Annotated in this window: 11 protein-coding genes; 1 reads left to right on the forward strand and 10 read right to left on the reverse strand. The window is 43.1% G+C overall.

Annotated elements, in window-relative coordinates:
• Positions 1-20 precede the first annotated feature (20 nt).
• The 6 genes from HMPREF1195_RS07210 to HMPREF1195_RS07235 form a co-directional block, all read right to left on the reverse strand.
• A complete protein-coding gene (locus tag HMPREF1195_RS07210) occupies positions 21-785 on the reverse strand; it encodes a nucleoside phosphorylase (protein WP_023919462.1) in 765 nt (254 codons plus the stop codon).
• A 3-nt stretch (positions 786-788) separates the two neighbouring features.
• The gene (locus HMPREF1195_RS07215; RefSeq protein WP_023919463.1) at positions 789-1,655 is read right to left on the reverse strand and encodes a GNAT family N-acetyltransferase; all 867 of its coding nucleotides are present in this window, start codon (positions 1,653-1,655) and stop codon (positions 789-791) included.
• Positions 1,656-1,667: 12 nt separating this feature from the next.
• Positions 1,668-2,285 (reverse strand): serine O-acetyltransferase, encoded by a 618-nt coding sequence (gene cysE, locus HMPREF1195_RS07220; RefSeq protein ID WP_023919465.1) that lies wholly within the window; start codon positions 2,283-2,285, stop codon positions 1,668-1,670.
• Positions 2,286-2,309: 24 nt separating this feature from the next.
• Positions 2,310-4,532: a polyribonucleotide nucleotidyltransferase gene (pnp, locus tag HMPREF1195_RS07225; RefSeq protein ID WP_023919467.1), complete on the reverse strand. Its 2,223-nt coding sequence runs from the start codon at positions 4,530-4,532 to the stop codon at positions 2,310-2,312.
• Positions 4,533-4,903: 371 nt separating this feature from the next.
• Complete coding sequence (locus tag HMPREF1195_RS07230) at positions 4,904-5,641, reverse strand: hypothetical protein (RefSeq protein ID WP_023919468.1); 738 nt, start codon at positions 5,639-5,641, stop codon at positions 4,904-4,906.
• Between the two features lie 104 nt (positions 5,642-5,745).
• Positions 5,746-7,062, reverse strand: coding sequence for a DUF6287 domain-containing protein (locus tag HMPREF1195_RS07235; RefSeq protein ID WP_023919469.1), 1,317 nt, complete (start codon positions 7,060-7,062; stop codon positions 5,746-5,748).
• Positions 7,063-7,216: 154 nt separating this feature from the next.
• Between HMPREF1195_RS07235 and pepF the strand changes: the two genes are divergently transcribed.
• Positions 7,217-9,013 carry an oligoendopeptidase F gene (gene pepF / locus HMPREF1195_RS07240; RefSeq protein WP_023919471.1) on the forward strand — a complete coding sequence of 599 codons (1,797 nt, stop codon included), beginning with the start codon at positions 7,217-7,219 and terminating at the stop codon, positions 9,011-9,013.
• Positions 9,014-9,063: 50 nt separating this feature from the next.
• Here pepF and trxA read toward each other — a convergent pair whose 3' ends face one another.
• From trxA to HMPREF1195_RS07260, 4 genes are all read right to left on the reverse strand, one after another.
• On the reverse strand, positions 9,064-9,378 hold the full coding sequence (gene trxA, locus HMPREF1195_RS07245) for a thioredoxin (RefSeq protein WP_023919472.1): 315 nt from the start codon (positions 9,376-9,378) through the stop codon (positions 9,064-9,066).
• Positions 9,379-9,390: 12 nt separating this feature from the next.
• Complete coding sequence (locus HMPREF1195_RS07250) at positions 9,391-9,615, reverse strand: DUF4649 family protein (RefSeq protein ID WP_023919474.1); 225 nt, start codon at positions 9,613-9,615, stop codon at positions 9,391-9,393.
• A 300-nt stretch (positions 9,616-9,915) separates the two neighbouring features.
• Complete coding sequence (gene rpsO, locus HMPREF1195_RS07255) at positions 9,916-10,185, reverse strand: 30S ribosomal protein S15 (RefSeq protein WP_003004251.1); 270 nt, start codon at positions 10,183-10,185, stop codon at positions 9,916-9,918.
• Positions 10,186-10,447: 262 nt separating this feature from the next.
• Entirely contained in the window at positions 10,448-13,171 is a 2,724-nt protein-coding gene (locus HMPREF1195_RS07260) for a Cna B-type domain-containing protein (protein WP_023919477.1), read from the reverse strand.
• Positions 13,172-13,280: the final 109 nt, after the last annotated feature.

Below are 13,280 nucleotides of genomic sequence, written 5' to 3' on the forward strand. Positions count from 1 at the left end.
TAGATTTTGAATCTATATTCTTATTTTTCCAACTCTAACGCAATATCGACAGCAATATCAAAGAAGGTCATAGCATCTGCTTTTCTATCTTCGCGTCTAGCATCCCATTCATGATTGTGATGATCCACATAGTCAGCCGTATAGAAAAATTGATAGACCTTGGCTTGTCGATATTGGGACCAGGCCATAATAGCTGAAGCTTCCATATCTACAACTTTCGCTCCCGCTGCTAGTCTTCGTTTAACCTTAGCAGCTGTCTCACGATAGAAGGCATCTGTGGTCCAAGACTTTGTTCGAATATGCTCAATGCCAGCTTTATCCAAGGCTTTTTCCATAGTTAAGAGTAGAAATTGCTCATAGGCTATTTCATCACTTGCTGGAGCATAGTGATAACTAGTACCTTCATCACGTAAAGCCGAGCTTGGTAGGATAATCTTATCTGCTTGAATAGACTGGTCTAGAACTCCGCAAGATCCTAAAACGATAAAGTTCTTAAATCCTCTTGCTTTGAGTTCTTCTAAGAGTCCAACAACCATTGGAGCTCCAATAAGAGCCATAGCAACTGCTACCTTACTCCCATCTTTTTCATAGATATACCATGGAAATTTGCCATTTAGATTAGTAAGATAGCCACCTTCGTAGACACCATCTATCTGCTTTACTCGTTCAAGGATTTCTCCATTAAAAGACAGAATTATAGTATCACAGATTTCTCCACTACTAAGAAGACTTCGATCAGTTGGCTCTATAACAGCAGGTACATTTTCAAATTCTTCTAATAGCATTTATTACTCCTTCGCATTCAAATAAACCACCTGAGTCTGTTTGACAAAGCCAATCTTTTCATACAAACGTTTGGCACCAACATTGCTGTCTTCCACGGCAATCTGAAAGGCCTTGTCATTTTGCTCAATGAGTTGGTTGACGAGAGATTTTGCCAAATAGCTTCCATAGCCTTTTCCACGTTCATGTTCGGCTATTGCTAAACCATAGAGGTAATTCGTATTACTCGATAAATCAACTGTACAAGTTCCAATAACCTGACCGTTTTTTAGCAAAATATATAGGCGACTTTCTGGATCTTTCAGAGCTTTAGCGACATATCTATCCACAACTTCTTTAGATTCATGTTCCTCTGAAAATGCCTGAAATTTCAACTGACTAATTTGATCCTGATACGAACGATCTGCTAACAAAACGTCCAGATTGGAAACAGTTGCCAACGGATAAGGTCTTCTATCCTTACCTAACCAGGTTTCTGTCTCTTCATCCTCGACCAGTCCCCAGTTGTTGACAAAATCAGGATGGCGCTCTAGAAAAACACGCTCTGTCTGAAAAGTCACAGACTCAATGGGATAAGATGCCGTTTCTGTCTCAAAACTTCTATACAAAGCCCGCGCAATGCCTTGACGACGATGATTGGGGTGGACCAGAATCGCTACTTCCACATCTGGGTCATCTGCATAAACCGTTAATAGGCCAACAAGTTCACCTTTTTCATAATAAAGGAAAAAGGCGGGCATATCGGGATCAAAATTGAGCATATTGGAGAGATAAGGATCCCGAAAAGTTCCGTCATACTTCTGACAGATGGCAATAAGGGCCTTTGCTTCCAGTAGTTGGTGGTCATTCAATGTATTGGTTGCTTGAATCACGTAGCGATCTCCTTACAAGCTAGAAGACCGATGACTGGCTTCCTTAGCATGCTCCATCTTACTCACATAGTATTCGCGTTTTTCTTCTTCTTGGTGAATGATTGGCTCATCCTTCTTACCGTGAACACGAACAATTTTAGCAGGGATTCCGACAACGGTCACATCACTCGGTACATCGGAGACCACGACCGCTCCCGCTCCTACTTTGGCCTTGGCCCCAATCTCAATCGGACCGATGACCTGAGCATGAGCGGAGACCAAGGCTCCTTCACGAACCGTTGGATGGCGTTTACCGACATCCTTCCCTGTTCCCCCAAGGGTCACCCCGTGGTAGAGCATAACGCCTTTTTCAACAATGGCCGTTTCCCCGATAACGAGGCCCGCTCCATGGTCGATAAAGACACCGGAAGCAATGGTCGCACCTGGATGGATTTCAATCTGGGTCCAAAAACGCCAGAACTGACTATGCATCCGAGCTAGAAGCTTAAAGCCATGGTTCCACAAAAAGTGGGAAACACGGTGAGCTGCCAGTGCTTTGACGCCCGGATAGGTCAAAAGGACCTCCAGCGAGGTACGCGCTGCTGGGTCATTTTCTTTTACAATATTGATGGTTTCACGCCACCATCCCATACCGTGCTCCTCCTTTTCTAATGATTATTCTGAATCTTTTTGTGTAATGGTAAAGTCTTTTTTAGGTTTGTGGTCTTTGTTGTGGTGACGAGGACGATCGCCATGACGAGGACCCTTTTCACCTTTTTCTTCTGAATGTTCAGGTTTTGGCGGACGTGGCAATAGTGCTTTCATAGAAGCATCGACACGACCTTTTTCGTCAATCTTGATAATCTTGACATCCACTTCATCGCCAATCGCTACCAAGTCTTCGACACGGTTGGTACGAGTCCAAGCCATTTCAGAGATATGAACGAGAGCATCCGTCTTGTCAAAGAGGTTGACAAAGGCACCAAATTTCTCGATCCGAACCACTTTGGCATGGTAGACTTCATCCACTTTGGCTTCACGAACCAAACCTGCAATGATTTCTTTAGCACGGTTAATCGCGTCTTGGTCGCTCGAGTAGATAGACACGTTTCCTTCTTCGTCGATATCAATCTTAACGCCTGTTTCAGCGATGATCTTATCGATGGTTTCTCCACCCTTACCGATGACAATCTTAATCTTGTCGACATCAATCTTGATGGTATCAATTTTTGGAGCAGTTGGAGCCAATTCTGGACGCACTTCTGGAATGGTTGCTTCGATGACATCAAGGATTTCAAAACGAGCTTTCTTGGCTTGAGCAAGAGCTTCCGTCAAGATTTCTGCAGTAATCCCTTGGATCTTGATATCCATCTGAAGGGCTGTAATCCCGTCACGCGTACCTGCAACCTTGAAGTCCATATCTCCAAAGTGGTCTTCCAAACCTTGGATATCTGTCAATACGGTATAGTTATTTCCATCAGAAATGAGACCCATTGCAATACCTGCTACTGGCGCTTTGATTGGCACACCACCCGCCATAAGGGCAAGTGTTCCTGCACAGATAGAGGCTTGAGATGAAGAACCATTTGATTCCAATACTTCTGCTACCAAACGAATCGCATATGGGAATTCTTCCAAGCTTGGCAATACTTGAGCAAGAGCACGCTCCCCAAGAGCACCGTGACCAATTTCACGACGACCAGGTGCACCGTAACGTCCAGTTTCCCCTACAGAGTATTGTGGGAAGTTATAGTGGTGCATAAAGCGTTTCTTGTACTCTGGATCCAAACCATCGATGATTTGCGTTTCACCCATTGGCGCCAAGGTCAAGACAGAAAGTGCTTGCGTTTGTCCACGAGTAAAGAGTCCTGAACCGTGTACGCGAGGAAGGTAGTCCACTTGTGCATCCAAAGGACGGATTTCATCGACCTTACGACCGTCCGGACGAACCTTGTCTTCAGTGATCAAACGGCGCACTTCTGCGTGTTCCATTTGTTCCAAGATTTCAGCCACATCCCGCATGATGCGGTCAAATTCTTCGTGGTCTGCATATTTTTCTTCGTAAACAGCTGTCACTTGGTCTTTCACTGCTTGAGTTGCAGCTTCACGCGCCAATTTTTCTTCTACTTGGACCGCTTTTTGAAGGTCACTGTTGTAGGCTGCAATGATTTCAGCCTGTAATTCAGCGTCCACATGAAGCAATTCTACTTCTGCTTTCTCTTTCCCAACTGCTGCTACGATTTCTTCTTGGAAGGCAATCAATTCTTTAACGGCTTCGTGCCCTTTGAGAAGAGCTTCCAACATGATTTCTTCTGATAATTCTTTAGCACCAGACTCTACCATGTTGATGGCGTGTTCGGTACCAGCTACTGTCAATTCAAGAAGCGAGCGCTCAGCTTGTTCTTGCGTTGGGTTGATGATGATTTCTCCATCGACATAACCCACTTGTACTCCAGCGATTGGTCCGTCAAACGGAATATCTGAGATAGACAAGGCCAATGATGAACCAAACATGGCTGCCATTGGTGCAGATGCATTTTCATCGTAAGAAAGAACCGTATTGATGACTTGCACTTCGTTACGGAAGCCTTCCGCAAACATCGGACGGATTGGACGGTCGATCAAACGCGCTGTCAAAGTCGCATCTGTTGAAGGACGTCCTTCCCGTTTCATAAAGCCACCAGGAAATTTCCCAGCCGCATACATTTTTTCTTCGTAGTTGACTTGAAGTGGGAAGAAATCCCCAGTTGCCATCTTCTTAGACATGACAGCTGCCGTCAAGACAGTTGACTCACCGTAACGTACGACAACAGCGCCATTTGCTTGCTTAGCAACCTGACCAGTCTCTACGATTAACTCACGACCCGCAAAAGTCGTTTGAAACACTTGTTTTGTCATTGTAATCCCCTTTGGATTGATAAAATTATACGACTTGCCTACAAAAATCAGGATACAAAGGGCGTGAAGAATCCCGTATGAAAATAGGAGATTGACGCAGTGTGCCACGCACACTAGGAAATCTATCTTTTTCACTAGGGATTTAGCCCGTGTTCAACTATCAAGATACTAAGGCCGTCAAGCAACTCAACGAGATAGGAATTTCAACAGCCTATCTGTATGTTATATCCTCATCTTTGTATCCAAGCACGTATACCTTTTATTTTAACATATTCAAGCCCAAAAGAAAAAGGCTTTGAGGGCCTTTTTCTTTGATTCTTCAGCAAGTTCTATATAAAAATTTTAGAGCTAGATATAGCTTCTGATTATTTTTACGATTTCACAAATTCTGTACTATCGACATAAAAGCGTGTTTTGTTGGTTCCACCCTTGTAGTTCTTGTTGTTGCGTTTCAAGACAAAACGTCTGTATGGGTCGGAAGTTCCTTGGATAGTCGTTGTCACTTCAACTGAATCTTCATTGATCACCCATTCGTCCGGTGAAGGGATTTCCATCGGTGGCATCGCTCCCCCACGACCGCCAGGTACAATTTCGTAGAAGGCCTTATCCTTTGTCGAATAGATCCAGCCATCTTTCTTTTCATTTGTTAGTTGGATCAGCTTGTCTTGTGAAAGACTGCGGATAGAGTCCGATGTCTCTTCTGCATCTAATTTATCAATGATATCTTGCAGATTATAGGTCCCCGGCGTGTAGGTATTGTAGTAATCAATGAACATGTCTTGCGAGTAGCCTTCAACTGCACTGTGATCGTTGTTCAACTCCAGCAAACGAGTCGGTTGTACCTGAAGTGAATAAGTCAAAGACGCACTGTTTTCAATGATCGAATAGATATCCGCTTGGTCTGCTTTTGATAAGGTCCCAATGGCTTCTTTATCATTTTTATCTGACTTTTCTTCTTGCGACTGCTCTTTTTCTTGGGTCTCACCAGAGGACTTCTTGATGGATGAAGTTCCTACTGGAGCATGCTTACGCTCGTAGCGTTTCGGAGCACAGGCGACTAGGGAAATTACCGAACCAACTGTTAAGAATAAAATAATAAATTTTTTCACAATATCTCCTATTTTTTTATCCTAGTCTATCAAAGGAAATCTATTTACTCAGTATCAATGAAGAGACCACTAGCAAATATAATTTTTTGTTTTTCTAACCTTTTTTAGTCTTCCTTATAGAACAAGTCGCTTTGATCTGAAATAACATTCTGACCCCAATAAATAATATCCTTACTATTATCAACAGAAAAATTTCCATATTTTAATGATGCAGGAAACTCTTGACCTGCTGGGAAAAAACTCATTGCTGAAGCACCAGCTGGGGCAGTTGAATGAACACTACTACTTAAGTATCCAAATTCATGATTAAAGCGGTCTACAACCTGATCTGTTGGTGCACCATTTATCTTTGATATACCGTTATCATCAAATGTTACACTCATTCCTTTCCCATTTCTCCAGGTCCCTGCAATACTTGAAAAATCACCGTTCTGAATTTCTTGAATATTCATTCCGCTGCTTTTCTTACTTGAGCTCACTGATTTAGAACCATCCACCCGCGTTGTGAATTCAAGGGCGATCCAGCCTTGTCCAGATTCCAATTTGCCCCAAGTATGACCATCTGCCTCTACGGTTTCCGTAATGGTGTGAATTCCTTTTGCGATCATTCCTGCAGATGGAGCTGAGGTTGAGGGCTCTTTTCGAATACGGAGATCCGACACACTGACTTGCACTTGGAAGCTTTCCGATTTTTTCTCTTCGGCTTTAGCTGTTGATTTGGAATCCCCTGAACCATCAAATTTTTTCCAGTCTAGCTTACTGAGGTCCAACTGCTTGGCTGAAATCCCAAGAGCTTGCTCTGCTGTTTGGTCACCACCAATTTGAATGGTTGCTTTCTTTTCTTCCTTGGCTTCCCCTTTTCCTAGCGAATAAAGGGTCAATTCCCGGTCTGGGTTCACAGATTGCCAAGTGGCGTAGACAATTTGCCCATTATCAAAAAGGTCTAGGCTGGAGCGATAGCCACCAACCGCAGCTGTATAAGCTGTATGGAGCAATTCGGCTTCTTGACCCTTGAGGTAATAGATGGCAGAAACATATTGTTTGTTTCCCGTGTATTGATTGGACACCAAGAGCTCATCCACACCATCTTTGTTCAAGTCTGTAAAAGCGTATTGGAAGGTTACCGGAGTTCCTAAGCGCTCCAAAGCATCTAGATAGATGCTTTCTTCTGAGCCAGATTTTATCTTACCTAATTCCGCAAACAGGCCTGACTTATCGCCATTTTTAAGAGCTGTATCATACTTAGCATACCGCTCCAAAACCTCTTGATAATACTTTTGACCCGTATCCTTCTTTTCTTTTTTAACCGATGATGACGTTGCTGTCTTTGGTTTACTTTGGCGTTCATAGCGTTTGGGCGTACAAGCCACCAGAGCTAGAACGGACGCACCCGCCAGTAGTGAAATCATAACCTTTTTCATAAAAACCTCCTCATTTCTATCCTAGTATATCAAAAATGGTCAATTTTTCCAGCTCTTTCAAGATTTTCAAACAAGCATTTTCCCCTCTCCCTCTATGTTTCTGTCCTATTTTCTGCTATACTTAAGGAAGAATACCGATCAAAAGGAGAACATTATGGAATTAAAAAAACGTTCTGAATTTCCTGAGAACGAACTCTGGGACCTCACAGCCCTCTACCAAGACCAGGAAGACTTCTTGCGTGCCATTGAAAAAACACGTGAAGAAATCAATGAATTTGTCCGTAACTACAAGGGTAACCTCCACACCTTTGAAGACTTCGAAGCTGCCTTTGCGATTTTTGAGCAAATCCACATCCAACTCAGCCACATTGGCAACTACAGCTTTATGCCACAAACCACTGACTTTGGCGACGAAGCTTTTGCAGAGATTGCTCAAGCGGGGATGGATTTCGAAACTTGGGCCAGCGTTGAACTTTCCTTCTTTGATGATGCTTTGGTAGAAGCGGATGAAGAAGTCCTCGAACGCCTGGGGCAACTCCCTCACCTCACTTTTGCCATTCGTCAGGCTAAAATTAAAAAAGCTCACTACTTGGGAGCTGATGTGGAAAAGACCTTGACCAACCTTGGTGAAGTCTTCTACGGACCACAAGACATCTATACCAAGATGCGAGCAGGCGACTTTGAAATGGTTGATTTCGAAGTGGATGGAAAAGTCTACAAAAATAGTTTTGTCACCTATGAAAACTTCTACCAAAACCATGAGAATACAGAAGTTCGTGAAAAAGCCTTTCGTTCTTTCTCAGAAGGTCTTCGCAAGCACCAAAACACGGCTGCTGCTACCTATCTAGCTCAAGTCAAGTCTGAAAAACTGATTGCAGATATGCGGGGCTACGACTCTGTCTTTGACTATCTCCTAGCTGAGCAGGAAGTGGATCGTGCCATGTTTGATCGTCAGATTGACCTGATCATGAAGGACTTCGCTCCGGTCGCTCAAAAATTCCTCAAACACGTGGCCAAGGTCAACGGTCTTGAGAAAATGACCTTTGCTGATTGGAAGTTGGATTTGGACAGTGCGCTCAACCCAGATGTCACCATTGATGATGCTTATGATTTGATCATGAAATCTGTAGCACCCCTTGGGGAAGAATACTCCCGCGAAATTGCCCGCTACCAAACTGAACGCTGGGTTGATTTCGCAGCCAATGAAGGCAAGGATTCCGGTGGTTATGCAGCCGACCCATACCGCGTCCATCCTTATGTCCTCATGAGCTGGACAGGACGCATGAGCGATGTCTACACCCTGATCCACGAAATCGGACACTCTGGTCAATTTATCTTCTCAGACAACAACCAAAGCTACTTCAACGCCCACATGTCGACCTACTATGTGGAAGCTCCTTCTACTTTTAATGAGCTTCTCCTCAGCGACTATTTGGAACACCAGTTTGACGACCCTCGTCAAAAACGTTTTGCCTTGGCTCACCGTTTGACAGACACCTACTTCCACAACTTCATCACTCACTTGTTGGAAGCAGCCTTCCAACGCAAGGTCTACACCTTGATCGAAGAAGGTGGCACCTTCGGCGCTAGCAAGCTCAATAGCATCATGAAGGAAGTCTTGACAGAATTCTGGGGAGATGCCGTTGAAATCGATGATGACGCAGCTTTGACCTGGATGCGTCAAAGCCACTACTACATGGGGCTTTACAGCTATACCTACTCAGCTGGCTTGGTTATCTCAACAGCGGGATACTTGCATTTGAAGAACTCCGAAAACGGAGCTAAAGATTGGCTAGACCTCCTTAAATCAGGTGGCAGCAAGACCCCACTTGAGTCAGCCATGATCATCGGAGCAGATATCTCAACTGACAAACCACTCCGCGATACCATCCAATTCCTTTCGGACACTGTGGATCAAATCATTGCCTACAGTGCAGAATTGGGAGAATAAAATTCAAAAAAAGCTAAAGAAGGTTCATTCTTCTTTAGCTTTTTTGCTTTTTAACTCAACTCAGCCACAATGGCCTTAATTTGTGCTGCGGTATGCACTCCTGCTACTTGTTTAACAACCTGCCCATCTTTTTTAAAGAGCAAGGTTGGGATGGACATAATGCCGAAAGCACGCGCTGTTTCTGGATTTTCATCCACGTCCATTTTTAGGATTTTTAACTCATCTTCCGAAAGTTCTTCCGATAATTTTTCTAAAATAGGAGCTTGCATGCGACATGGACCACACCAGGTTGCCCAAAAGTCTACCAAGACCAAGCCTTCTTTGGTTTCTGCTTCAAATGTTGCATCTGTAATTGCTTTTACCATTGTTTTTCTCCTTTAGTTTTTGTATTGATCGAGGTCTTGCTTCATCAAATAGAAGAAGACATCTCCGTAAGTCCCTTGGTAATCCAATTCATGCCCATTATAGGTCAGTTTCACAACAGGATAAAAATCTGCTACCCCAATCAAGCAGGTCTGTTGGGATCGTTCAAACTCTTCATAGGAATCAAAATGCATGACTCTTTCTTGTTTTGCACCGTCTAGATATGTAATATCAATCATAGCAATAACCTCTATTTCTTATGATGTATCAATTGTAACTCTAGATATTACATCTGTCAAACAAAACGACTTTCTCAGAATGATAGATCTTGTTCGATAAGGAAAAGACAAGAAAAAGCCCTCTGAATCCATAGAGCTGTTTTGAGCTCGGGCTAAAATCTTGGTGAAAACAAAAAATCTCCCCGAAGGGAGATAGATCTGGTCTATTTTACCTTACTATGCTAGGAACCGAAGCCGAAGATTATACTCGAGTATATCGAGGCAAGGTGACAACGCAGCGTAAGTGAAAAATAGAGCAGATTAACGACGAAGTCCAAGAGAGTTGATCAACTCACGGTAACGGTTAACGTCGTTTGTACGAAGGTAAGCCAACAAGTTACGACGGCGACCGATTTTCTTCATCAAACCACGGTAAGTAGCGTGGTCTTTTTTGTGTTGTTTGATGTGTTCGTTCAAGTGGTTGATTTCCCAAGTAAGGACAGCAACTTGTACTTCTACTGAACCAGTGTCACCTTCGTGACGTGCGTATTGTGCAATGATTTCATTTTTTTTCTCTTTTGAGATTGCCATGATAAGCTCCTTTTCTTTATGCTCTATCCGAGTGGCAGGTTTGGCATATCCTGCTACCAAGAAAGAGTTAGTTGTCTATTCGACCTTCTTATTCTACCAAGATTTCATCTTTCTGTCAAACACTTATGTTTCCTTTGAGAGGAGCTTTTCTCTTTTCTAAAAAGAACCTTGGGAATTTGGACGGTTTGATGGATCATTCTTCAAGTAACTTATTCAAAAAGACAAATATCTCTAGGATATTTGCCTTTTTTCGGTATGAAGCTTATTTCTCTTTCCGTTTACCACGCAAGAGCAAAGCCAAAGCAAAAATTGCTAAGAGGGCACCGAGTATGGTCAACCCGTAAGCAACAACTTCACCAGTTGATGGAAGAATTTTTTTCTTTCCTTCTTTTGGTGTAGTTGGAATTTCTGGTTTTTCCGGTGTGCTTGGCGGCGTTGTTGGTGGGGTTGTTGGTGGTGTCGTCGGTGGAGTTGTTGGTGGTGTCGTCGGTGGAGTTGTTGGTGGTGTCGTCGGTGGAGTTGTTGGCGGTGTCGTTGGCGGTGTCGTTGGCGGTGTGCTTGGTGGTGTGGTAGGAGGTGTTGTTGGTGGTGTATGACGATTGGTTACCGTGAAACCATCAATGTTGCTTGTATAACCTGCTACTGGATCTTCTGTAATCGTGTAGGCAATCTTCTTACCTTCCTTGTATACAGGTAGATCTGTAAAGCTTGCCTGCCAATTATCAGTAGCTGTGATTTCTTTTACAGCTACTTCTTGACCATCCGCAAGGAGACGAACTGTGATTTTTTCAGGACGAAGACCATCTTTATTGTCTGCATCATCCCAGATCTTCTTGACCGCTACTTCCGTTACTTCTGGTGTGCGGCTATTGGTGATCACTACATTTCCCTTGTTACTGTCATCGACCGTACTAGTATAGCCTTTGACTATCCCAACTTCTTTCACTTGGTACTGGATCTCTTTGCCTTTCGCTTTTAGAGGCAAATTGCTAAAGGTATGGGTCCAGTTATTTTTATCAGAAAGTTCCACTTCTTTTCCTTGAGCTTTGCCATCTGCATAGAGCTGTACCTTAATGGCGCTTGGACGTTTGCCATCTTGGTCATTGTTGTCTTCCCAACGTTTTGTAACAGTGACGCTGGTTTTACCTGGCTTGTAGCTATTGATAATGGTTGTTCCATCAATCGCAGCAGAGTAATTGGCTACTGTGTCTTCTGTGACTGTGTAGACAATTTGTTTACCGTGATTGTATTTTGGAAGATTAGTAAAGACTGTCTTCCAATCAGTCGCTGCACTTAGCTCTTGGCTAGCTACTTCTGTACCATCTGCAAGGAGACGAACAGTAACCTTGTCAGGACGAACGCCATCTTGGTTGTCATTGTCCTTCCAAACTTTCGTTACTGGAATTTCAACAACTTCTGGTGTACGAGTGTTGGTAATATTGGTTCCTTCGATAGTTGTTTCATAACCTTCAACAGGTTCTTCTGAAACAGTATAAGCAATAATATTGCCAGCATCATCGACCACATCGAGATTATCAAAATGATAAGCCCAAGTTCCTGCTGCATCTGGTTTCACTTCTTTAGAAGCGACTTTGACACCATTTGCTAGGAGATTGACTGTGATTTTTGATGGACGCTTGCCATCTTGGTTGTCATTGTCATTCCATGTCTTTTGGCCAGAGACACTTGTTTTTTCTTTTTGGTTCACAACATCACGAGAAATCGCAAGGTCATTTCCAAAATCATCCTTGCTAATCTTGATAGGTTCTTCAGAGAGAACATAGCCTGTTGGAGCTTGAATTTCTTGAACCGTATAAGCTTGTTTGATCAAGCCTGTAATGGTGCCAACACCATTCTCATCTGTCGTAATGGTTCCCACTTGCTCACCAGTATCATCTGCTGTCACAGCAAAGACGGCACCTGCAAGCGCTTGGCCATTTTCACCTTTTTTGTGAATCGTGAAGGAATATTTCTCACCATTGAAGTCTCCATCAAGGAACTGATACAGAATGTCTGCAACCTTATTTTGCTCCTTGATTTCTGTAGCTGTCATGCTAGCATTGTTTTTAAAGGATGTATTGATGGCTGGAACCTTGTCCAGATAGACATCATAGCGAATCGTCATTCCTTGTTCAGGAGCTAGATCTCCAATATGAACCGTTAGAGAACGACCATCAGCACTGACAACAGGGGAATAATTCTTGGTGACGTTTGTGGTATCTTTTAAATGATAAGCCCCATCTTCGTCACTGACCTGCCAAGTCCCTGTATGGATATTGACAGAATCTGCCTTGATCTTCCCATCTGTAAAGGCCAATTGGTCTTTAACGTCAATATTATGAAGGGCTGTATGGCCTTGATTGATATTCAAGGTATAGGTCAATTTTAATTTATCATCTGAGTTGGTCCAACCCCATTTGCTAAAGACTTCTGGAGTAGGAGGATTCTCACCTGGATTGACCCCTTTGTAATCGATATTCCCACCTGAAATCACTTTCTTATCGATCGTAAGAGTAAAATCAAGTGTCTTTTGTCCTTTGACGACTTGGTGGTCTACACGCGCAAAGAAACGCAGTTTCCCTGTCACATTGGCCATTCTTTCAGGATAGTCTGTATAGGTTACTGTGATGACCTTTCTTTGATCGTCTACCGTTGCTGTCGCAACTTTTTGACCGCTTGGATCCAGCAGGTCAATGGTGTCCGTTTCAAAGACCTTAAAGTCATCTCCAAGTTGGATAACGGTCTGATCTCCCTTTTTTACACGACCATTTGGCAACACAAAGTTTGCTTCAACTTGAAAACTCTCCCAAACACCGAGTGGATCTGTAATCGCTCCACCAGTTGATTTCGAGATGTTTACAGATGTCACAACATCATTGATCGTATCTGCATGGACTTTAGCTGGACTATTGGGTTTGGCAAATCCTAAAGCCGCTAGTAAAAATAGGGCAACTGTTGTCACAACAGAATAGAGCCACTTTTTCATAAACGATTTTTCTCCTTTTTCTACGTTTACTAGATAAGGTATGTAAGTTGAAAAATTATCACTACATATTGTGATTTTATACACAACCTATCTTTTTTCATTATAAACA

Origin of the sequence: Streptococcus parasanguinis CC87K, assembly GCF_000507765.1 — a bacterium.
Taxonomy (GTDB): domain Bacteria; phylum Bacillota; class Bacilli; order Lactobacillales; family Streptococcaceae; genus Streptococcus; species Streptococcus parasanguinis_J.